Origin of the sequence: Kribbella sp. VKM Ac-2571, assembly GCF_004362255.1 — a bacterium.
Lineage (GTDB): Bacteria > Actinomycetota > Actinomycetes > Propionibacteriales > Kribbellaceae > Kribbella > Kribbella pratensis.
In genome coordinates this window covers 68,728-89,221 of sequence record NZ_SNWS01000013.1, presented here as the reverse complement: position 1 = coordinate 89,221, position 20,494 = coordinate 68,728, and the positions used below count along the sequence as shown (strand labels likewise).

22 protein-coding genes are annotated in these 20,494 nt (G+C 67.8%); 13 read left to right on the top strand and 9 right to left on the bottom strand.

Annotation, left to right across the window (positions count from 1 at the left end; genetic code table 11):
• Positions 1–44: 44 nt before the first annotated feature.
• Positions 45–578 (bottom strand): helix-turn-helix domain-containing protein, encoded by a 534-nt coding sequence (locus EV651_RS26800; protein WP_133788018.1) that lies wholly within the window; start codon positions 576–578, stop codon positions 45–47.
• 99 nt (positions 579–677) lie between these two features.
• Between EV651_RS26800 and EV651_RS26795 the strand changes: the two genes are divergently transcribed.
• Entirely contained in the window at positions 678–2,207 is a 1,530-nt protein-coding gene (locus EV651_RS26795) for a serine hydrolase (protein WP_133788017.1), read from the top strand.
• 3 nt (positions 2,208–2,210) lie between these two features.
• Here the strand turns inward: EV651_RS26795 and EV651_RS41555 are convergent, their stop codons facing one another.
• The 3 genes from EV651_RS41555 to EV651_RS26785 all read right to left on the bottom strand — a co-directional run bounded on the left by EV651_RS41555 (position 2,211) and on the right by EV651_RS26785 (position 3,391).
• A complete protein-coding gene (locus tag EV651_RS41555) occupies positions 2,211–2,387 on the bottom strand; it encodes a VOC family protein (RefSeq protein ID WP_166658798.1) in 177 nt (58 codons plus the stop codon).
• Complete coding sequence (locus tag EV651_RS26790; RefSeq protein ID WP_133788016.1) at positions 2,384–3,013, bottom strand: maleylpyruvate isomerase family mycothiol-dependent enzyme; 630 nt, start codon at positions 3,011–3,013, stop codon at positions 2,384–2,386. The genes EV651_RS41555 and EV651_RS26790 overlap by 4 nt, the downstream gene beginning before the upstream one ends.
• Before the next feature lie 75 nt (positions 3,014–3,088).
• Positions 3,089–3,391 carry a hypothetical protein gene (locus tag EV651_RS26785; protein ID WP_133788015.1) on the bottom strand — a complete coding sequence of 101 codons (303 nt, stop codon included), beginning with the start codon at positions 3,389–3,391 and terminating at the stop codon, positions 3,089–3,091.
• Between the two features lie 95 nt (positions 3,392–3,486).
• Here EV651_RS26785 and EV651_RS26780 point away from each other — a divergent pair, with 95 nt between their 5' ends.
• Positions 3,487–6,003, top strand: a complete 2,517-nt coding sequence (locus EV651_RS26780; RefSeq protein ID WP_133788014.1) for a tetratricopeptide repeat protein — start codon at positions 3,487–3,489, stop codon at positions 6,001–6,003.
• 33 nt (positions 6,004–6,036) lie between these two features.
• Here the strand turns inward: EV651_RS26780 and EV651_RS26775 are convergent, their stop codons facing one another.
• Positions 6,037–7,218: an RNA polymerase sigma factor gene (locus tag EV651_RS26775; RefSeq protein WP_133788013.1), complete on the bottom strand. Its 1,182-nt coding sequence runs from the start codon at positions 7,216–7,218 to the stop codon at positions 6,037–6,039.
• Positions 7,215–7,559 (bottom strand): YciI family protein, encoded by a 345-nt coding sequence (locus EV651_RS26770; protein WP_133788012.1) that lies wholly within the window; start codon positions 7,557–7,559, stop codon positions 7,215–7,217. Before EV651_RS26770 ends, EV651_RS26775 begins: the two co-directional genes overlap by 4 nt.
• 152 nt (positions 7,560–7,711) lie before the next feature.
• On the opposite strand from EV651_RS26770, the gene EV651_RS26765 reads away from it, so the two are divergent.
• From EV651_RS26765 to EV651_RS26725, 9 genes are all read left to right on the top strand, one after another.
• Positions 7,712–8,089, top strand: coding sequence for a VOC family protein (locus EV651_RS26765; RefSeq protein ID WP_133788011.1), 378 nt, complete (start codon positions 7,712–7,714; stop codon positions 8,087–8,089).
• Positions 8,090–8,172: 83 nt separating this feature from the next.
• Positions 8,173–9,669 carry a glucose-6-phosphate dehydrogenase gene (gene zwf, locus EV651_RS26760; RefSeq protein WP_133788010.1) on the top strand — a complete coding sequence of 499 codons (1,497 nt, stop codon included), beginning with the start codon at positions 8,173–8,175 and terminating at the stop codon, positions 9,667–9,669.
• Positions 9,670–9,752: 83 nt separating this feature from the next.
• Positions 9,753–9,986, top strand: coding sequence for a hypothetical protein (locus tag EV651_RS26755; protein WP_133788009.1), 234 nt, complete (start codon positions 9,753–9,755; stop codon positions 9,984–9,986).
• 2 nt (positions 9,987–9,988) lie between these two features.
• Positions 9,989–11,731, top strand: a complete 1,743-nt coding sequence (gene frdA, locus EV651_RS26750; protein ID WP_133788008.1) for a fumarate reductase (quinol) flavoprotein subunit — start codon at positions 9,989–9,991, stop codon at positions 11,729–11,731.
• Positions 11,732–11,733: 2 nt separating this feature from the next.
• Complete coding sequence (locus tag EV651_RS26745) at positions 11,734–12,486, top strand: succinate dehydrogenase/fumarate reductase iron-sulfur subunit (protein ID WP_133788007.1); 753 nt, start codon at positions 11,734–11,736, stop codon at positions 12,484–12,486.
• Positions 12,483–12,863, top strand: coding sequence for a fumarate reductase subunit C (locus tag EV651_RS26740; protein WP_133788006.1), 381 nt, complete (start codon positions 12,483–12,485; stop codon positions 12,861–12,863). The genes EV651_RS26745 and EV651_RS26740 overlap by 4 nt, the downstream gene beginning before the upstream one ends.
• The gene (gene frdD / locus EV651_RS26735) at positions 12,860–13,213 is read left to right on the top strand and encodes a fumarate reductase subunit FrdD (protein ID WP_133788005.1); all 354 of its coding nucleotides are present in this window, start codon (positions 12,860–12,862) and stop codon (positions 13,211–13,213) included. Before EV651_RS26740 ends, frdD begins: the two co-directional genes overlap by 4 nt.
• A 15-nt stretch (positions 13,214–13,228) precedes the next feature.
• Positions 13,229–13,993, top strand: a complete 765-nt coding sequence (cobF, locus tag EV651_RS26730) for a precorrin-6A synthase (deacetylating) (RefSeq protein ID WP_133788004.1) — start codon at positions 13,229–13,231, stop codon at positions 13,991–13,993.
• 56 nt (positions 13,994–14,049) lie between these two features.
• Positions 14,050–15,603 (top strand): carboxylesterase/lipase family protein, encoded by a 1,554-nt coding sequence (locus EV651_RS26725; RefSeq protein ID WP_133788003.1) that lies wholly within the window; start codon positions 14,050–14,052, stop codon positions 15,601–15,603.
• Here EV651_RS26725 and EV651_RS26720 read toward each other — a convergent pair.
• A complete protein-coding gene (locus EV651_RS26720; RefSeq protein ID WP_238157228.1) occupies positions 15,545–16,171 on the bottom strand; it encodes a TMEM175 family protein in 627 nt (208 codons plus the stop codon). The genes EV651_RS26725 and EV651_RS26720 overlap by 59 nt on opposite strands.
• 23 nt (positions 16,172–16,194) lie before the next feature.
• Positions 16,195–17,616, bottom strand: coding sequence for an MFS transporter (locus EV651_RS26715; protein ID WP_238157213.1), 1,422 nt, complete (start codon positions 17,614–17,616; stop codon positions 16,195–16,197).
• A gap of 124 nt (positions 17,617–17,740) precedes the next feature.
• On the opposite strand from EV651_RS26715, the gene EV651_RS26710 reads away from it, so the two are divergent.
• Positions 17,741–18,685 carry a phosphotransferase enzyme family protein gene (locus tag EV651_RS26710; protein ID WP_166658797.1) on the top strand — a complete coding sequence of 315 codons (945 nt, stop codon included), beginning with the start codon at positions 17,741–17,743 and terminating at the stop codon, positions 18,683–18,685.
• Position 18,686: 1 nt separating this feature from the next.
• On the opposite strand, the gene EV651_RS26705 is transcribed toward EV651_RS26710, so the two are convergent.
• Complete coding sequence (locus EV651_RS26705; protein WP_133788000.1) at positions 18,687–19,169, bottom strand: MarR family winged helix-turn-helix transcriptional regulator; 483 nt, start codon at positions 19,167–19,169, stop codon at positions 18,687–18,689.
• A gap of 151 nt (positions 19,170–19,320) precedes the next feature.
• Between EV651_RS26705 and EV651_RS26700 the strand changes: the two genes are divergently transcribed.
• Positions 19,321–20,493 carry an MFS transporter gene (locus tag EV651_RS26700; RefSeq protein WP_133787999.1) on the top strand — a complete coding sequence of 391 codons (1,173 nt, stop codon included), beginning with the start codon at positions 19,321–19,323 and terminating at the stop codon, positions 20,491–20,493.
• The last annotated feature ends 1 nt before the right edge of the window (position 20,494 follow it).

Below are 20,494 nucleotides of genomic sequence, written 5' to 3'. Positions count from 1 at the left end.
CGCTTTCCGGGGGTCGTCCCTCCCCCGGGGAGCACGGACCTCGCTCAGCTGTCCGGCAGCGAGAACATCGACAGGACTACGCGGTCCTTGCCCGGGGACTCAGCCAGGTAGGGCTCGATCAGCTCTGCGAAGCCTGATCGGAACGCGGTCATGTCGTCCGGGCTGAGGTAGAGGGCCAGCTGCGAGTAGCCCAGCTGGTCGATTCGCGGCTGCAGAGCGCCGCTGTCGACCACCCGGTCGAAGTCGGCGGCCAGCCGGGTCAGCATCATCAGAAACGCCTGCCGGTGCTGGTCCGGTGTCATCGCCCGCGCCTCGCGCTCGTCGATCCGGCCGACCTTCGTCTGGTCGAGACTGAGGGTGCGCTCCGTCGTGCCGCGGATCTTCCGCTCGCGGACCACGGTCAGGTAGCCGGCGTCGATCAGCGCCGCGACGTGCCGGTAGAGCGTCGTGGCGGGGACATCTGGCAGGTCGCGTTTCAGGTCCGTGGTAGTGACCTCACGGCCTAGCACCCGCTGCACGATGCGCCAGCGGATCGGGTGCAGCAGAACGTCCAGCACCGGGGTCGGCGACTCCTCCATCGGCTCTCCATCAGGGATCTTTCAGGGTATCCATTGATACCAACTCTGGTAATAATAGCGGAACCGGAAGCATTCCTACTCGCCCGAGGAGACGTTGACGTGTCGCTCACCCGTCGTACCGTGCTCAAGTCCGCGGCCGCTGCCGTACCGGTTGCCGCGTCATCCACGTTGTCCACGTTGACCACGCTGCCCTCATCGGCCACCACCAGCAGGGAACCGGCTGCGATCGGGCGGCTGGCCGAGAAGATCGAGGCCGGGATGGCGAAGTACGCGATCCCCGGCGCCGGTCTCGGCGTCTGGTACCGCGGCCGGGAGTACGTCCGCGGCTTCGGGGTCACCAATGTGGACACCGGCGAACCGGTCTCCGGCGACACCGTGTTCCGGATCGGCTCGACCTCCAAGACATTCACCGCGACCGCGATCATGCGGCTGGTCGAACGCGGGCGGATCAGCCTGGACCGACCGGTCCGCGCGTACCTGCCGGACTTCGCGACGCAGGACGCCTCGGTCGCGGCACGAGTCACCGTCCGGCAGTTGCTGAACCACACGGCCGGCTGGCAGGGCGACTACTTCGAGGACACCGGCCAGGGCGACGAGGCGCTCGCGCAGTACGTCGCCGGTATGACGAAGGTCCCGCAGCTCACGCCGCTCGGGAAGGTGTTCTCGTACAACAACGCGGCGATCGGCGTGGCCGGGCGGATCATCGAGGTGGTGACCGGGACGCCGTACGAGACCGCCGCCCGCGAGCTGGTCGTGGATCCACTCGGACTCGCGCACAGCCGGTTCTTCCGCAGTGAGCTCGACGGCTTCAGCGTCGCCGCGTCGCACAATGTCGTCGACGGCAAGCCGGTCGTCGAGCCGTCCTTCGACGCGATGCCGCGGGCGCTGCACTCGGTCGGCGGTCTGATCTCGAGCGCACGGGACCAGCTCCGGTACGCGCGGTACCACCTGGGGCACCGGGACCTCCCCCAACTGCTCAGCGACCGCAGCCGGCTCGCTATGCAGTCGCACCCGGGTCCGGGCGGCACGCTGTTCGTCGAGCTGAACGGCGTGGGAGTCACCTGGATGCTGCGTCCGACCGCCCAAGGCCCGACGGTGGTGCAGCACGGCGGGGACTGGTCGGGTCAGCACTCCGGCTTCCTGGTCGTACCGCAGCGGGACTTCGCGATCACGTTGCTCACCAACTCCGAGAGCGGGCCGTCTCTGGTAGCAGAGCTGTTCGCGGACGACTGGGCGCTGCAGGAGTTCGCCGGCATCACCAACCTGCCCGCCGTACCGCGGGAGCTGCCGCCGAGTCGACTGGCCGCCTACGAAGGCACCTACGTCTCCCAGCAGATCGGTTTCGACGGCAAGCCGGAGGAGCTCGGCCTCGACCTCACCGCCGACAGCGGCGAACTGGTCGCCGGCGTGGGCGGACAGGCTCTGTTCCGCTTCGCCTTCTATCGCAAGGATTACGTTCTCGCGCAGAACCCGGACGGTACGCCGACGCACGTCCGCGCCAACTTCGTCCGCGGCACCGACGGACAGGTCGAATGGCTCCGGTACGGCGGCCGCCTGTTCCGCCGTACCGGAGCCACCAAGAAGGCGCTCCGTCCGGCCAAGCTTCGCCACCCCGCGACGGTCTGGTGAAGCTCAAGGAGCCGTGACCATCCAGAGGTGTCCGTCGGGGTCGGTGAAGGTGGCCATGTAGGTCCAGGGCTTGCGAGTCGGTGGCGTCACCTGCACCGCCCCGGCGGCGACCGCCCTGGCAGCCAGTGCGTCGGCAGCCGCTTCGCGTTGGCGGTCCTCGATGGGAAGGCTGATGATCATCGCGTCACTCCAGCGGTGAAGCGGCCGGCGGCTCGACCGGAGAGGTGGTTGGGTGGGAGGCTACGGCCGCTGAGGACCAGCAGGAGGTCCTGTGCCGTGCCGGTGAGCGGTTTGCCGGTGCCGTAGGTCCAGTTGAGGTCGCTGGCCTGCAGTTGGACATCGGTCAGGTCGACACCGAAGTACTTGATCTGGCGTGGCTTCATCGCGTCGAAGATGATGCGCAGCCGCTCGGACGGCACCTGACGATCGATGCCCAGTGCAACGGTCACGTCGAGGCCGTGGACCACGTCGTGGGACAGCGCACCCGCATAGCCGCCACCGGGCGGTTTCCACGGGTGGTTGATGTTCTGCCGCAGACAGTCGACCAGCTGCGCCGGCGTCAGGTCCGCCGCATCCTGCCGCGCCTGCCGGTCGGCGTACCGGTTGAAGTTGCCGCCGGAGCGGACCATCCCGGCCAGGAACCGCGGCATCGAGATCCGGTACGGCATGGTGATGTGCGCGACCAACTCGCGCACCCTCCAGCCGGCACACAGCGTCGGCTCGTCCCAGTCTTCCGGTTGCAGCCCGGCCAGCACCCCCGCCAGCTCGGACCGCTCTTGCGCTACAGCACTCCTGATATCCGTCATACCCCACCGACGAACGACTCAGCCGCGGACAGACACCTCCCGCGATCAAACGCTCATCACGAGCGTTGCGAGTGGTCAGGACGACGTGGAGTTGTTGATGTCGCCTGCCGCCTGCTGAACCGAAGCGCCCTCGCCCGCGACCGCAGTCTGGATCACGTGCGGTGGAGTGGGCCGCGGGTCGGACGGCGGCGTCAGGCCCTCGGCCTTCCGCACGTCCCTGCGGCGCTGCCACTCGGACAACGCGCCGCCGAGCGCCGTCAGCACGACTGTCGCAATCCAGGCCCAAGGGTGGTGCCGTCCGTCGGTGGCAAGGTTCACCGCGATCGCGATCGCGGTCGCCACGGTCGTGGCAGCCAACGTCAGAATCCATCCGCGCATCTCGAGCCCTCCTCGTGCCGCGTCTCCCATCGTATCCGGATGACACCGTTGCGTGATTGAATTTGGCGGCACAACCTGGCCGCCGGAGGTGAAGTGTGGACGACGACCGACCAACGATCCGGCAGTGGGCGTACGCGGCCCCGAACAGCAAGATCAATCAGGCCGGCCGCGACATCATCGACATCACCATCGCCCCGAAAGACAGACCGGGACTCGTGTCGGTCGAGGCTCCCACAGGACGGCTGCCGAAACACCTCCGCGGCCGGGACGAGATCTCGACCGAGCTTCTGGACAAGGTTGCCAATTCGCCGGGCCACGCAGTAGTTCTGCACGGAACGGGCGGGAGCGGAAAGAGCTCCCTCGCACTGTGGCTCGCGAGCAAAGCCGCAGCCCAGGAGAGGCTCGTCTGGTGGGTGTCTGCGGACGACGCCCAGACGTTGTCCGAGGGACTCCGTGAAGTGGCGATCCAGGCCAAAGCGAATCCAGAGAAAGTCGCCATGGCATGGGCCGGGTACGGCAGCGCGCCCGACGAGCTGTGGAGAGCGTTGAACGCGTTCACGGGCCGATGGGTGCTGATTCTGGACAACGCCGACGACCCCGACGTCCTGGCCGGGGCAGGTCGGCTATCGGAGGGCACCGGCTGGCTCCGAACCCCCCGTTCCGAACACGGGCTCGTCGTCGTCACCAGCCGGCAGGGCAGCCCACGGACCTGGCCGCCCGGCACAATTCTTCGCCCGGTGGCGTCGCTCGAGCCGGCCGACGCCGGCCAGGTGCTGATGGACCTGGCCGGATCACGGGCGGGCAGCCCCACCGAGGCTGAACGCCTGGGGAAACGTCTTGGCGGCCTGCCGTTGGCATTGCGGCTCGCAGGCAGCTACCTGGCGTCCAGTGACGAGCGGCTGCTGGTGCCGGGGGTCGAAACTCCGCAGACGTTTGTCGACTACCAGGCCGCGCTCGACGAACGAGTCGGTGTGCTGGACGCTCCGTCAGGCGATCACGACGACCAGCGTCGAGAACGAGAGCTGATCTCCCGCACGTGGGAGTTGTCGCTCGACCTGCTGGAACGCCGCGGTCACCCGCTGGCACGCAAGTTGCTGCGGTTGCTGTCCTGTTTCGGTCAGGCGCCTGTTCCGGTGGACATGCTCGATGCGGAGCTGATGGCCGCGGCGCCGATGTGGGCGAAGATCACCCCGGAGTCCATCGCGCGGCTGCTGCCCGCGTTGCTCGACCTCGGTCTCGTCGATCGCGCCGAGCTCGACGGCCGGCAGGCGCTGAGTCTGCACCCTCTCGTCCGCGATTCCAGCCGTCAGCAGGCCGGTAGCGACCTGAATGTCGACCAGCAGATCTCCACAGTGGTCGAACTGCTCTCGGCCACGACCGACGGGTATGCGATGACGCCGCAGACGTGGCCTCGCTGGCAGGCCCTGGCCGCGCACGCCGAGTCCGCGCTCGAGCTTTGCCGGGCGCAGCTCGACCAGGTCCCGCGGCCGGTCGTCGAGCGAGCGATCGCCATGGTGCGCCGGGCGGCAGCATTTCGCAGGTACGTCCACGAAGTCGAGCAGGAAGCACTGGACGTCCGGGCGATCCTCGAGACGCAGCAACGAACATTGGGCGAACTGCACCCGGAGACACTCGCCACCCGCGCGGACCTGGCCCTGTTGCGGACGTCGCCGATTCAGGCGGAGGCCGAGTTGCAGGAGGTTCTCGATGTTCAACGGCGCGTCCTGGGAGAGCGGCACGTCGACACGCTCCGCACCCTGCACGCGCTGGCCGGACGCCGGCGTGATCGAGGCGAGTGGTCCGCCGCGGAGCAGACCTACCGGCACACGTTGAAGATCCTTCGGGAGGATCACGGAGCGGACTACGTCGGGACCTTGGCGGTCTGGCACGGACTCGCCCTCTCGCTGTCCAAACAGGGCAAACTCGCAGAGGCGACGACAGAGTTCCGCGCCGCGCTGGCAGCCCATCGCAGGGTCCTGGGACCGGAGCACGACAGCACACTGATCACCTTGGACGGATACGCGACGGTGCTCGCGCAGCAGCCGGAGTCGGTTGATACCGCGGAACAGGAGTTCCGCTCCCTCGTGGAGGTCTGCTCGCGGAAGGGAGGGGACACGTCCGAAGCGACGCTGGCCGCGCGCCACGGTCTCGCGATCACGCTGCGACGCCAGGGCAGGCATGCTGCCGCCAGAGCCGAATACCAAGCCGTCCTCGACCTTGCGCGGCCGCTCTGGGGGGACGAGGATCCGCGGATCCTGGCCTGCCGGGCCAACCTCGCCGGGCTGAACGCGCTGATGGGCGACACTGCCTCGGCCGAGACCGAACTGCGAGACGTGCTGGCGGTCGAGCGCCGGATGTACGGCGATGCGCATCCGAGCACGCTGCGGACGCGACTGGACCTCGTGCCCCTGATCGCGAAGGCCGACAGGGCGGCCGCAGCCTCCGAGGCGAACGACATCATCGACATCGCGTCGAGGACGCTGGGTCTCGCGCATCCGATGGTGCAAGAGGCGCAGCTCCTGCGGCGCGCGCTGACACAGGTCCCGATGTCGCGTCGCGACCGGAGGCGACAGGAACGGGCTGCAGCACGCAACAACCGACGACGCCGCTGACACCGGCTCCTCCTTGACGAAAGTGCCTACTGCTCAATCGGACACTTCGGCCAAGCGCCTGGTCAGGTACCGCCGCTCCGCATCGGTCGCGACGAGTTCGATCGCTTGCCGATACGCCACCGCGGCCTCGGCATTTCGTCCAAGTCGCCGCAACAGGTCGGCACGGGTGGCCGGGAGCAAGCGGTAGCCGGTCAAGGCGCCGGCGGCCAGCTCGTCCACCAGGCGGAGGCCCACGGCTGGGCCGTCGGCCATGCCTATTGCTACAGCCCGGTTGAGGGCCACTACGGGGGTTTGCGGGAGTTGGGCGTAGAGGGCGGCGATCTGCGGCCAGTCGGTGTCGGCTGCGGTGCGGGCGGTTGCGTGACAAGCTGCTATGGCGGCCTGGATCTGGTACGGGCCGGGCTCGCCGCGGCGCAGTGCGGAGTCGAGGAGATCCACACCTTCACTGATACGTGTGTTGTCCCACTGCGTGCGGTCCTGCTCCTCAAGCGTGACCAATGCGCCGTCCGGTGCCAGGCGGGTGTCGCGGCGCGCGTCGTGCAGCAGCATCAGTGCGAGCAGTCCAGCGGCCTCAGGTTCGTCCGGCATGAGTTGGACGAGCAGTCTGGCCAGCCGGATCGCTTCACTGCTCAGGTTGCTCCGGACAACGTCGGAGTACCCCTCGTTGAACAGGAGGTACAGGACGGCCAGTACGGCGGGCGTCCGCTCCGGGAGGAGGTGTGCGGGCGGCACGCGGTACGGGATGCCGGCGTGCTGGATCTTCTGTTTCGCGCGGGTCAGGCGCTTCGACATGGTCGTCTCCGGCACCAGGAACGCCCGCGCGATCTCCGTCGTACTCAGACCGGCCAGTGTCCGCAGGGTCAACGCCACCCGTGCGTCCATCGCCAGTGCGGGATGGCAGCAGGTGAACATCAACCGCAGCCTGTCGTCCGGTACGTCGTACGACGGCTCTGAGTCATGCGTCATCGCAGCCACCTCCCGCAGCTTCTGTGCACCCACTGCCTCGCGACGCAGCCAGTCGATCGCACGGTTACGTGCGGTCGTGGTGAGCCATGCACCGGGCCGATCCGGTACGCCGTCCTTCGGCCACCGCTGCAGCGCCGCGGCGAACGCTTCTTGCGCGCACTCCTCGGCCAGGTCCCAGTCGCCGGTGACCCGGATGAGAGTGGCGACCACCTGGCCCCACTCCTGCCGGTAGATCTCGTCGAACGTCACACCGGCCGTTCCAGCACGGGCGGTTCGAAGACCGGCCGGATCTCGATCGTGCCGTAGCCGGCCGCAGGGTGCTTCGACGCGATCTCGATCGCCTCGTCCAGGTCCGCGCAGTCGATCAGCACGAAGCCGCCGATCTGCTCCTTCGTCTCCGCGAACGGCCCGTCCGTCAGCAGTAGCTCGCCCTCCCGCACCCGCACCGTGGTCGCCTCGTCCGGCGGCCGCAGCCCGGCCCCACCGGCCACGACCCCACGAGACTCCATCTCCTCGGTCCAGCCGCCACACCCGTCATTGGCATGCGCGGCCGCCGACTCGTCGCCACAGATCATCAGCAAGTACTTCACGGTCCTCCTCCAGAGTGCCTTCACCCCACCGACGAACGGCCCGAGCGAGAACAGACACCCCTACCGTAGAAGACTCGGCCCATGCCCTGGCCGGTACGGCGTACCGGGTCTAGCGTCGATCCGTAGTGGCGTGTCAATCGGAGGGGGCTGCGATGACAGGGCGGATCGTGCATTTCGAGGTTCCGTACGACGACGGCGACCGGGCGCGGGCGTTCTACCGCGAGGCGTTCGGGTGGAACCTGATGGAGATGCCCGAAATGAACTACACGATGGCGTCGACCGGACCGGTGGACGAGCAGTCCATGCCGGCCGAGCCGGGCTTCATCAACGGCGGGATGTTCCAGCGCACCGACGAGCTCAAGACGCCGTCGCTGACGGTCGACGTACCGGACATCGACGCGGCCTGGAAGACGATCGAGAGCCTCGGCGGCGAACGGGTCGGCGAGAAGTTGCCGGTCGGCGACATGGGCTTCGCGGGATACTTCAAGGACCCGGAGGGCAACATTCTCGGTCTCTGGCAATCAGCCTGACCACTGGGCGTCACCGGCGCCGCCTAGACTGCCAAAAGATGTAGGGAGTGTGTTGGCTCCGGTGGCGTCCTCGGGAGGACTGAATGCCTGACCGTACTCAGACCATTGCGTATCCGGCGCCCGGGTCGCGGCCGTCGCGGCGGGACCCGGAGCCGTTGGCGCCGCATGTGATCGTGCTGTTCGGGGCCACCGGCGACCTCGCCAAGCGCAAGCTGCTGCCCGGCCTGGCGTACCTGCAGCAGTCCAAGTTCGCGCCGGACGTGCGGGTGATCGGGACCGCCACCGAGGATCTGAGCTGCGACGAGTTCCGCGAGCGTGCGCGGAAGGCGGTCGAGACGTTCGGCACCCACAAGATGAGCGACCAGGAGTGGGCGCAGTTCGCGGAGCGGCTCGAGTACGTGCCGGTGACCGCCGGGCCGGAGGCGCTGGCGGCCGCGGTGAAGGCCGCCGAGGAGCTGCTCGGCCCGGACGCCTGCCGGCTGCACTACCTGTCGGTGCCTCCGAAGGCGGCGCAGGCGGTGATCGCGATGCTGCGCGACGCCGACCTGGTCGAACGCGCCCGGGTGGTGATGGAGAAGCCCTTCGGCGACGACCTGGCCAGCGCGATCGAGCTGAACGACTTCGTCCACGAGACGTTCGACGAGTCGCAGATCTTCCGGATCGACCACTTCCTCGGCAAGGAAGCCGCGCTGAACATCCTCGCGTTCCGGTTCGCGAACGGTCTGTTCGAGCCGATCTGGAACCGGAACTTCATCGACCACGTGCAGATCGACATCCCGGAGTCGCTCGGCCTGGACCAGCGCGCCACCTTCTACGAGCCGACCGGCGCGTTCAAGGACATGGTCGTCACGCACCTGATGCAGGTGATGTCGTTCGTCGCGATGGAGCCGCCGACCGCCCTGGAGCCGCGGGCGATCTCGGAGGAGAAGAACAAGGTCTTCCGGTCGATGCTGCCGATCAACCCCGGCGACGTGGTCCGCGGGCAGTACTCCGGTTACCGCAGCGAGGAGGGCGTCGCGCCGGACTCGGACACCGAGACGTTCATCGCGCTGAAGGTGGAGATCGACAACTGGCGCTGGGCCGGCGTGCCGTTCTACCTGCGCACCGGCAAGAAGATGGCCGAGGGCCAGCGGATCATCTCGATCGCCTTCAAGGAGGCGCCGAAGACGATGTTCCCGGCCGGCTCCGGCGTCGGCTCGGAGGGCCCGGACCACCTGACCTTCGACCTGGCCGACTCGTCGCGGGTGTCGCTGTCGTTCTACGGCAAGCGGCCCGGTCCGGGGATGCGGCTGGAGAAGCTGTCGATGCAGTTCTCCACCCAGGAGACCGGGAGCGCGGCCGACGTACTGGAGGCGTACGAGCGGTTGATCCTGGACGCGATGCGCGGGGACCACACGCTGTTCACCACGGCCGAGGGCATCGAGTCGCTGTGGGACCGGTCCGCGCCGCTGCTCGAGGACCCGCCGCCGGTCAAGCCGTACCAGCCCGGCACCTGGGGACCGAACGCGATCCACCAGCTGATCGCCCCGCGCGCGTGGCGGCTGCCCTTCGAACGCGAGTGGCGCCAGGCCAAGCACTGACCCATTGCCGTCGTCGCCCGGCAGGCGCACTATCGAGGTGTGATGTAAGTCACGAACACCTCGGAGGGGCGGGAGGTGGGCGAATGACGGGGTCCAGGACGCATCTCACCGGGGAACGGGCGCCGTGTGGGCGGCTCGGAGATGCCGATCGAAGCCAGGAAGACGACTTCGAGGGCCTCCGGATCGACAACGTGCTGTTCAGTTGTGGGTGCCGGCAGATGCGGCACGAGTTCCACGACGGCAGCGTCCGGATCCGGACGGTGCGGCACGACGGCAAAGTGCTGATGGACGAGCACAGCGGCGACCACGAAGCCTGATCATGACCGACTATCACGATGTGGTCGTGGTCGGAGGTGGCGGTGCCGGGTTGAGAGCTGCCATCGCGGTGGCCGAGACCAACCCGGCACTGCGCGTTGCGGTGATCTCGAAGGTCTACCCGATGCGCAGCCACACCGTGTCCGCCGAGGGCGGTGCCGCGGCCGTGGCCGCGCCCGACGACACGCTGGACGAGCACGCGTACGACACCGTGTCCGGCAGCGACTGGCTGTGCGACCAGGATGCCGTCGAGGCGTTCGTCGCCGAAGCTCCTCGAGAGCTGCTGCGGCTCGAGCACTGGGGCTGCCCCTGGAGCCGGCAGCCGGACGGAAAGATCGCCGTTCGCGCGTTCGGCGGCATGAAGAACAAGCGCACCTGGTTCGCGGCCGACCGGACCGGGTTCCACCTGCTGCACACGCTCTTCCAGACCGCGCTCTCCTACTCCGACATCGTCCGGTACGACGAGTGGTACGTCACCAAGATCCTGGTCGACGACGGACGCGCGTACGGCGTGGTCGCGATCGAACTGGCAACCGGGCGGATCGAGACCATCACGGCGAACGCGGTGATCTTGTGCACCGGCGGCTGCGGACGTGTCTTCCCCTTCACGACGAACGCCAACATCAAGACCGGCGACGGGATGGCGCTCGCCTATCGTGCCGGCGCCCCGCTCAAGGACATGGAGTTCGTCCAGTACCACCCGACCGGTCTGCCGTTCACCGGGATCCTGATCACCGAGGCCGCCCGGGCCGAAGGCGGGTGGCTGCTCAACAAGGACGGCTACCGCTACTTACAGGACTACGACCTCGGTACGCCGACGCCGGAACCGGTCCTGCGCAACATGGAACTCGGCCCGCGGGACCGGTTGTCGCAGGCGTTCGTCCACGAGATGGAGAAGGGCCGCACGATCGATACGCCGTACGGACCGATCGTCCACCTGGACCTGCGGCACCTGGGGGCGAAGCTGATCGACCTCAAGCTGCCGTTCGTCCGGGAGTTGTGCTCGAAGTACCAGAACATCGATCCGGTGACCGAGCTCGTCCCGGTGCGCCCGGTCGTGCACTACATGATGGGCGGGGTACACACGGACATCCGCGGCGCGACCCCGCTCGACGGCCTGTACGCCGCCGGCGAGGTGGCGTGCGTGAGCATCAACGGCGCCAACCGGCTGGGGTCGAACTCGTTGCCTGAGTGCCTCGTCTTCGGCAACCGGGCCGGCCGCGCCGCCGCGGTGTTCGCGGCTCGCTATCACCGCCAGGTGCCGTCGTCGATCGTCGCGCAGGGGCGGGACGAGGAGCACCGGCTGGCGGCGGAGTTGGGCCGGCGGCTCGAGGGGCACCAGCGGATCGCGGACATCCGGACCGAGATGCAGTCCACGATGGAGAACGGCGCCGGGATCTACCGGGACGGCGACTCGCTGACCAAGGCCGCGCACGAGCTCGCGGAACTGAGACTGCGATTCCGGCATGCGGCGATCGACGATCACAGCACCAACTTCAACACCGAGCTGATCGCGTGGCTCGAACTCGGGTTCATGCTGGATGTTGCCGAGTGCATCATCGACAGCGCAGCGCTCCGGGAGGAGTCGCGTGGCGCGCACCAGCGGACGGACTTCCCGGCCCGCGACGACGAACGCTTCCTGGCGCATTCGCTGGTACGACGCCAACCGGACGGATCCAGCCGCGTCGGGTACCTCCCGGTGACGATCACCCGCTGGCCGCCGGGCGAACGGATCTACGGGAGATAGCGATGGCAACCGAGATCACGCTGGAGGTGGCCCGCTACCGGCCAGGAGTCGACAGCGAGCCGGTCATGCAGTCGTATCAGGTCCCGCTGCGGGAGCACTGGGCGATCCTGGACGGCCTCACCTACATCAAGGACCACCTGGACGGCACCCTGTCGTTCCGCTGGTCGTGCCGGATGGGGATCTGCGGCAGCTGCGGCATGACGGTGAACGGCGAACCCCAGTTGAGTTGCGCGACCTTCCTCACCGACTACGCTCCCGGTCCGATCCGGGTCGAGCCGCTGCACAACTTCCCGGTCGTTCGCGATCTGGTGGTGGACATCGACGACTTCATGACCAAGCTGCCGAAGGTCAAGCCGTGGGTGGTCCGGGAGGTGCAGAGTCCGGTCGAGGAGGGCGAGTACCTGCAGACGCCGGAGGAGCTGGACGAGTACCAGCAGTTCAGCATGTGCATCAACTGCATGCTCTGCTACTCGGCCTGCCCGGTCTACAGCCTCGAACCGGACTTCCTCGGCCCGGCGGCGATCGCCCTGGCGCAGCGCTACAACCTCGACTCGCGCGACGAGGGCGCCGACGAGCGTCGCGACGTACTGTCCTCGCCGGAAGGAGTCTGGGCCTGCACGTTCGTGGGTGAATGCAGTGCCGTGTGCCCGAAGGGCGTGGATCCGGCGGGCGCGATCCAGCGCTACAAGCTGACGGCCGCGACACAGTCGATCAAGGAACTGCTGATGCCGCGTATTTCCCGGAGTAAGCGGTGACCGTGTATCAGCGGCCGGTCCACCTGCTCTGGTGGCTCGAACGCCGTGCGTATGTGCTGTTCGTACTGCGTGAGCTCAGCAGCGTCTTCGTCGCGTGGTTCGTGGTGTTCCTGCTGTTGCTGGTACGTGCGGTCAGCGACGGCGCGGCGTCGTACCAGCGATTCCTTGACTGGAGTGGGCAGTGGTGGGTGGTCGCGATCAACGTGGTCGCGATGCTGTTCGTGCTGCTGCACGTGGTGACGTGGTTCGGTCTGGCGCCGCGAGCGATGGCGATCAAGGTGCGCGGACGCCGAGTGCCGGCGCCACAGATCGTTGCTGCGCACTACCTGGCCTGGTTGGTGTTGTCGGCTGCCGTCGCGTGGCTGGTACTGCGATGAACCACCGGCGCTCCCCCGAGCCCCTGCTGTGGATGCTGTTCAGCTCGGGCGGCATGGTGGCTGCACTGATGGTGCCGGTCCTGCTGTTCCTGTTCGGCGTCGCATTCCCCATCGGTCTGCTGTCGGCGCCGTCCCACGCCCACCTGTACGCCGTACTGCACAATCCACTGACCCGCCTGGTGCTGTTCGGTCTGTGCGCGCTGGCGTTGTTCCACTGGGCGCACCGATTCCGCTACACCCTGTACGACGGCTTACAGCTCAAGCGGTACGCCGTACCGATCGTGGTGCTGTGCTACGGCGGCGCTGTTGTGGGATGTGTCATCGCGGCCGGACTGCTGCTGACGGTCTGACATAGGCTGCCGCGCATGCGGGAGATTGTGGTGGTCGGGGTCGGTGCGGGTGATCCGGAGCAGGTGACGATGCAGGCCGTGTCGGCGCTGAACCGCGTCGACGTGTTCTTCGTGCTGGACAAGGGCGAGGTCAAGCAGGAGCTGGTGGACCTGCGGTCCGAGATCCTGCGGCGGTACGCGACGTCGAAGGACTACCGGGTCGTGGTCGGGCAGGACCCGGAGCGGGATCGTACGACATCGGCGTACGTCGAGGCGGTCGACGACTGGCGGCGGCGCCGGGCCGATGTGTGCGCGGACCTGATCGCGACCGAGCTGGGCGAGGACCAGGTGGGCGCGTTCCTGGTGTGGGGCGACCCGTCGCTGTACGACAGCACGCTGGCGATCCTGGACGACATCCTTGCCCGCGGTGAGCTCGTCTTCGAGGTCGAGGTGATTCCCGGGATCAGCAGCGTGTCGACACTCGCCGCGCGGCACAAGGTCGGGCTGAACCAGGTCGGGCGGCCGATCCAGATCACCACCGGTCGCCGGCTCGCGAAGGAGTGGCCGGACGGGGTGGACGACGTCGTGGTGATGCTCGACGCGCAGACCGCCTTCACCGAACATGTCGATCAGGACGCCGACATCTACTGGGGCGCCTACCTTGGTACGCCCGAGGAGCTCCTGATCTCCGGTCCGCTCCGGGAGGTCGCACCCGAGATCGAGAAGGTCCGCGCCGAGGCCCGCGACCGCAAGGGCTGGATCATGGACACCTACCTGCTCAGACGTAGACCAAAGTCTTAGTAGCTCTGGCCACCGGACCGAAGCCTGGGTTGAGTGGTGTGGGCGACGCTCCTGGCATGAAGAGACTCTTGGTGAGTGTGGCGGCCGCGTTCGCGCCAGTGGGGCTGTTGGTGGGCCTGGCCGGACCTGGTGAAGCGGCGCAGCAGAACGTTGTACGGACCGATAGCGGGCTGCTGGCGAGTAAGACCGTCGGGGATGCGCTGGTGTACGACGGGATTCCGTACGCTGCTCCGCCCGTCGGGGCGTTGCGGTGGAAGGCGCCGCAGCCCGTGCAGGCGTGGACCGGCGTACGGGCGTCCGAGCCGGGCAGCGTGTGCGCGCAGCAGGCGAACTCCGAGGCGCCGGACGGTTCGACCGCCGAGGACTGCCTGTATCTGAACGTGACGACTCCCGCCAAGCCGTCCGCGAAACCACGGGCGGTCGTGGTGTGGATCCCCGGCGGCGGGTTCTTCTCCGGGGCCGGCAGCAGCTACGAGGCATCGAAGTTCGCCGCCCGCGGTGACGTGGTCGTTGTCACGGTCAACTACCGCCTCGGCATCTTCGGCTTCTTCGGGTACCCGGGCCTGCCGGGCTCCGGCACGTTCGGTCTGCAGGACCAGCAGGCCGCCCTGCGCTGGGTGCAGCGCAACGCAGGCGCGTTCGGCGGTGACCCGCGCAACGTCACGGTGGCGGGTGAGTCCGCCGGCGGGATGAGTGTGTGCGCACAGCTGACCTCTCCGACCGCCACCGGCCTGTTCGCGAAGGCGATCATGCAGAGCGGCTCGTGCGCCTTCAACTGGGCCGACAACAGCCAGTACCCGGGTCAGGCCGCGGACTCACCCTGGATCCCGGTCAGCCGGGTGCAGGCGAACGGCAAGGAGTGGGCCGCCGGCAAGCACTGCACGACGCTGGAGTGCCTGCGCGACATGAAGGCCGACGTACTGGTGGACGACATGCTCCAGTTCACCCAGATCGGGTACGGCGGGACTCCCGTCGTACCGCTCAGTCCGGCGAAGGCGTTGAAGGCCGGGCTGTTCCACCGGGTGCCGATCATCTCCGGGAACAACCACGACGAGGCGAACGGCTGGTTGGCCGCGTTCGGGGACATCAAGGACTACCCGGCGCTGGTGGAGAACATGGTCGGCGCGTCGAAGGCGGCTCAGGTACTACGGCACTATCCGCAGTCGCGCTACGAGTCACCAGCTGCAGCGTGGGGTGCTGTGACGACAGACCGGATCTGGTCGTGCACACAGGTCGCGACAGATCAGCAGGCGGCGCGCAAGGTCCCGGTGTACGCGTACGAGTTCGCCGACAAACACTCCCCGATCGCGGCGTCCGGGCTGGGAGCCGCGCACGCTATGGAGCTCCCGTACCTGTTCCGGCTCGGTGGGTACGACTTCCCGATGTCGCAGACGCAGCAGAGGCTGTCGAACCAGATGATCGACTACTGGACGGCGTTCGCGCGGACCGGCAACCCGAACGGCGCCGACCGGCCGCACTGGTCGCCAACCGGCGTACACGCCGTCAACGGGCTCTCACTCGCGCCGACGGACCAGGGCGGTATCAAGCGGGTCAATCTGACTGCTGAGCACCAGTGCGGCTTCTGGAGCGGCCTTTCCACACCCGCATGAAGATAGGCGACAACAGCAGCAGGAGCATCGCGTAGAAGTTCACACCTGGCACCAGCGACGCCAGGAGGTAGGCGAGCACGGTCAGCCCGGTCAGTAGCAGAGAGCCGACAAGCTCCTGCTGCCCGATCGGGTTGTCCGGGCTCTCCAACTCCTTGTGACCACGGACCATCCACGTGAGCACGGACTGGCACACACTGAGCGCCAGGATCGTGCCGATGTAGAGACCGGCCGTGAACTGGTCGCTGTCGAAGGCACCGACGATCTCGGTCGGAAACGGCAGGACGACGATGGTGAGCAACCACAGCAGGTTCACCCGCATCATGGCCGGTGTGTAGGCGCGGACGTGCTCGAACAGCCGGTGGTGCCCCAGCCAGAAGCTCGCGATCACCACGAAGCTCAGCAGGAACGTGAAGATCTCCTGACGGTGCTCACTGATCACACTGAACGCGTCACCGCCCTCCGCCTTCACCTCAGGCACGAGGTCGACCAGCGGCAGCACCAGCAAGGTGATGGCGATCGCCACGACTGCATCGGAGAACAGAACAAGGCGGTCGGGGTCTCTCGACATACTCACGGCCGCCACAGTAGCCGTCAGCGGGGGCTGGTCCGGAGCAGGCTGACCGACAGCAGGAGGGCTGCCAGTACGAATCCGGCTGCTGCGAGCCACGCGGCGCCATAGCCGTCACGTAGTGCGAGCAGGTCGCCAGCACCTTCGGCAAGGCGGTGTGACGTGGTGGATGCGGCCAGGGTGGCCAGAACGGCGGTACCGACAGCTGCACCGGCTTGCTGGGCGGTGTTGTTGAGTCCTGAGGCCAGTCCAGCGTCGCTGGCGTCCGCACCGGACATGGCCAGCATGATCGAGGCTGGGATGGCCACACCGATGCCGGCACCCATCATTGCAAGCACTGGTCCGACGTTGACGACGTACGAGCCGTCTACTGGTGCACGGCTGATCCAGAGCAGCGCCAGCAGGAACACGACCAGTCCGGCGATCAGCATCTTGCGTGGGCCGAAGCGGACAGTGAGGCGCGGTGCGAGGGAGAGGGACATCAGCCCGTTCATGAGCGGCGCGGGCAGGAAGGCCAGGCCGGTGGTGAGCGAGTCGTAGCCGAGCACACGCTGCACGTACAGCGCGGTGGTGAACTGGAAGCCGAAGCCGGCGGCGAAGAGCAGCACGACGACACCGTTGGCGACGGTGAGTTGACGGCGCCTGAAGATGCGCAGGGCAAGCAACGGGTTCTTGATGCGCGCCTGGCGTACGACGAACGCGGCCAGCAGGAGGAGCGAGGCAGCGGCCAGTACCAGCGTGCGAGTCAACGTCGCCTGTGGTTCTGCGGTCTGGACGATCGTGTAGACGCCCAGCGAGAGCCCTGCGGTCACCAGCACGGCGCCTAGTACGTCAGCACCGTTAGCGAGACCGAGCCCCGGCTGGCGCGCGAGGAGACGTACGGCGAACGCCAGTGCGACCGCACCGATCGGGACGTTGATCAGGAACGCCCAGTGCCAGCCGATGGTCTGAGTGATCACTCCACCGAAGATGAGCCCGATCGACGCACCGCTGGCAGCCGTGAAGCTGTAGACGCCCATCGCCCGCGCCTGCTCCCCCGGTGCCGGGTAGAGGCTCACGATCATGCCCAGGATCACCGCCGAGGCCAGCGCCCCGCCGACACCCTGCACGAACCTGCCGGCGATCAGCACCTCCGCACTGCCAGCCACCCCGCACAACAACGACGCCGCGGTGAACAACCCGAGACCCGCGACGAAGACTCGCTTGGTCCCGATCAGATCCCCGATCCGCCCCGCCAGCAGCAGCAGACCGGCGAACGCGATCAGGTACGAGTTCATCACCCACGCCAACCCCGCCTGCGAGAACCCCAACTCCGCCTGAACAGTCGGCAACGCGACCGTCACCACAGTCCCGTCCAAGATGATCATCAACTGCATCACACACAGAACGACGAGCGCCTTTCCCCGCCCCCGGACCCCCACCGACTCCACCACATCCACGTCCACAGGTCTCTCCTCAGTCGTTGATTGAAAAGACCATAACAGATAGTTCTGTAACAGACGATCTCTTACCGAATGATCCTGGAAATTGAGCTGCCCCTTGCCCAGGGCCGCGGTTAGGGTCGCCGGGGTGAGGGACGAGCCGAGCGAGATCCCGCGGGACCTGGTAGCCGAGATCCTCAACGAGCACTGGGGCTTCCAGGCCGCCGAGGTGACCTATGCGCCGGTCGGCTTCGGCAGTCACCACTGGATCGCCTCCGACGCCGACGACCCACGCTGGTTCGTCACGGCGGATCGGGTCGGCTCGACCGGCGGGCCGGTGATCGAAGCGGCGATGCACACGACCAAGGAACTGGCTGACCGCGGCTACGAGTTCGTTGTGTCGCCGTTGACCGATCGATCCGGTCGGCTGGTTCGCGAGGTGCTGCCGGGGTGGACTCTGGCGGTCCTGCCGTATCTCGACGGCTGGAGCACCGAAGACGGCACGTGGGACGATCCAGCGGAGCGGGCACAGATCGCTCGGATCCTCGGTCGGCTCCACACGGCATCAACCCCGGAAGCCTTACAGCGCTGGGATTTCGCCATTCCAGCCCGGGACACCCTCTTCGCGGACCTCGACCGCCCGTGGTCCGCGGGCCCGTACGCCGAGCCCACTCGACTGCGGCTGGTCGGCGCGCTCGACCACGTTCACGGCGAGCTCGCGCGGTACGACGCACTGGTCCGCGAGATCGAGGCGTCGGACGACCCCTGGGTGGTGACGCACGGCGAGCCGCACAGTGCCAATGTCCTGCGCACCGCTGACGGCCGGATGCACCTGGTCGACTGGGTGACCGTGCGGCTCGCGCCGCGCGAACGCGACCTCAAGGCGGTCCTCGGCGGGCCGGCCGACGTCCTCGCGGCCTACCAGGCGGAGGCGGGCCCGGTCAGCCCACGGGCCGCGGCATTGGAGCTCTTCGACGCCTGGTGGGTGCTGTCCGAGATCGCGTCGTACGTCCAGTTGTTCCGGGAGCCGCACGCCGATTCGCAGGACAGCAAGCTGTCCTGGCAGGAGCTGACGGAGTACCTCCCGGGATAGTTCAACCTGCGCGCTGGCGGGAGCGGCGGACCGGCTGGGCGGTGACGGGGGTGGCGAGGGGGCCCTCGACGAGGGTGGTTACTGCGTCGACGAAGGTCTTGCGGTGCGGGGCGGCGAGGGCTTCGAGGGCCTCGGCGTGGACCCGGTCGACGATCTGCTGGCCTGCGGCGGCGATCTCCGCGCCGGCGTCGGTGACGGCGATGATGCGGGCGCGGCGGTCGGTCGCGGAGGGCCGGCGTTCGGCGTACCCGGCCTTCTCGAGCGCGTCGACGGTGACGACCATGGTGGTCTTGTCCATGTAGGCCAGCTCGGCGATCTGGATCTGCGTACGTTCGGCCTCGAGGGCGTGCCGCAGTACGCACTGCATCCGCAGCGTCAGGCCGATCTCTGCCAGCGCCGCGGACAACTGGGTCTCCAGGACGTGGCCGGCGTGCGTGAGGTAGCCGGTGAGGTCGGGGACGGTACGTTCCGGAAGCTGCGCCATACCTTCGAGACTAGCTCGGATCATCTGCCGAGAGATCATCCCGAGCCGGATCATTCCCCCCGGGCGCGGAAATGCGACGTCTTGCCAGGTGCCGAGCGCGCTGTCGCGAAACCGCGAGCTGCCCCGCGTCGGGGCACGTTGCCTGGAACGTATGACTGTTCTGACAACCCAGACCGCACCACGGACGATCCAGTGGTTCGGGGTCGGCGCGGTGACGTTGGGGATCTTCGCCATCGTCACCACCGAGATCCTCCCGATCGGCCTGCTCAGCCCGATCGGCACCGACTTCGCGCTCACCCCGGGCCGCACCGGCTGGCTGATGACGATGCCCGGCTTTGTCGCCGCTGTCGCCGCACCCGTCGTCACGCTCGCGACAGCCCGGTTGGACCGACGCCTCATGCTCTGTGCCCTGATGGTCCTGCTGGCGGTCGCAGGCTTCCTCGCAGCGACAGCGCCGGTGTTCTGGCTAGAACTGGTTGCCCGCTTCCTCGTCGGCCTCACTATCGGCGGCTTCTGGTCCATAGGCGCCGGTCTCGCCGGACGACTCGTCCCGGAGCGATGGGCGCCGCGAGCGACAGCCGTCATCTTCTCCGCGGTCCCCCTCGGCTCAGTGCTCGGCGTACCTGCGGGGACGTTCGTCGGTGAGTTCGCGGGCTGGCGTACGTCGTTCGCAGCGCTCGGCGTTCTTGCTCTACTGGCACTAGTCACACTGCGCACCACCGTGCCGCCGCTGCCGCCGTTGCAGGTCACCCACGCCGCGGCACTTCGCAAGGCCTTCCGCAACAGCCGGACCGCCCTCGTAGTCACCGCTCTGATCGTCACGGCGCACTTCGCGACCTACACCTACGTCACACCGTTCCTCCGCGAGGTAGTGCGCTCAGAGCTCATCGGCCTGTTCCTGCTCGTCTACGGCGCCGCAGGTCTGATCGGCAACGTCGTCGCGGGCCTGTGGGCAGCCCGCAGTCTCCTGACCACGTTCGCCACCTGTGCCGCGCTGATCGCCGCAGCGACGCTCCTGATGCCAGTGGTTGGCCGCAGTACGACGGGAGCGTTGCTGCTCCTCGTGGTCTGGGGACTCGGGTACGGCGGTGTACCGGTCTGCTCGATGAGCATGTTCGCCCAGGCTGCGCCCGAGTCGCGGGAGGCGGCGACTGTGTGGTTCACGTCCTCGTTCCAGGCCGTGCTGTCGGCCGGGGCGCTACTCGGTGGGCTGGTGGTGGACGCGTGGTCGGTGCCGGTGACGATGGTGGCCGGAGGCGGGTGTGCGCTGGTGGCGGTCGGGTTCCTGCTGTGGGCCAGAACACACCAGGTTCGGGGGACGTAGC

Excerpts from the sequence above, each read along its gene's own strand:
- EV651_RS26800 (WP_133788018.1), bottom strand. The coding sequence starts at position 578 with ATGGAGGAGTCGCCGACCCCGGTGCTGGACGTTCTGCTGCACCCGATC.
- EV651_RS41555 (WP_166658798.1), bottom strand. The coding sequence starts at position 2,387 with ATGATCATCAGCCTTCCCATCGAGGACCGCCAACGCGAAGCGGCTGCC.
- EV651_RS26790 (WP_133788016.1), bottom strand. The coding sequence starts at position 3,013 with ATGACGGATATCAGGAGTGCTGTAGCGCAAGAGCGGTCCGAGCTGGCG.
- EV651_RS26785 (WP_133788015.1), bottom strand. The coding sequence starts at position 3,391 with ATGCGCGGATGGATTCTGACGTTGGCTGCCACGACCGTGGCGACCGCG.
- EV651_RS26765 (WP_133788011.1), top strand. The coding sequence starts at position 7,712 with ATGACAGGGCGGATCGTGCATTTCGAGGTTCCGTACGACGACGGCGAC.
- zwf (WP_133788010.1), top strand. The coding sequence starts at position 8,173 with ATGCCTGACCGTACTCAGACCATTGCGTATCCGGCGCCCGGGTCGCGG.
- EV651_RS26755 (WP_133788009.1), top strand. The coding sequence starts at position 9,753 with ATGACGGGGTCCAGGACGCATCTCACCGGGGAACGGGCGCCGTGTGGG.
- frdA (WP_133788008.1), top strand. The coding sequence starts at position 9,989 with ATGACCGACTATCACGATGTGGTCGTGGTCGGAGGTGGCGGTGCCGGG.
- EV651_RS26745 (WP_133788007.1), top strand. The coding sequence starts at position 11,734 with ATGGCAACCGAGATCACGCTGGAGGTGGCCCGCTACCGGCCAGGAGTC.
- frdD (WP_133788005.1), top strand. The coding sequence starts at position 12,860 with ATGAACCACCGGCGCTCCCCCGAGCCCCTGCTGTGGATGCTGTTCAGC.
- cobF (WP_133788004.1), top strand. The coding sequence starts at position 13,229 with ATGCGGGAGATTGTGGTGGTCGGGGTCGGTGCGGGTGATCCGGAGCAG.
- EV651_RS26725 (WP_133788003.1), top strand. The coding sequence starts at position 14,050 with ATGAAGAGACTCTTGGTGAGTGTGGCGGCCGCGTTCGCGCCAGTGGGG.
- EV651_RS26720 (WP_238157228.1), bottom strand. The coding sequence starts at position 16,171 with ATGTCGAGAGACCCCGACCGCCTTGTTCTGTTCTCCGATGCAGTCGTG.
- EV651_RS26705 (WP_133788000.1), bottom strand. The coding sequence starts at position 19,169 with ATGGCGCAGCTTCCGGAACGTACCGTCCCCGACCTCACCGGCTACCTC.
- EV651_RS26700 (WP_133787999.1), top strand. The coding sequence starts at position 19,321 with ATGACTGTTCTGACAACCCAGACCGCACCACGGACGATCCAGTGGTTC.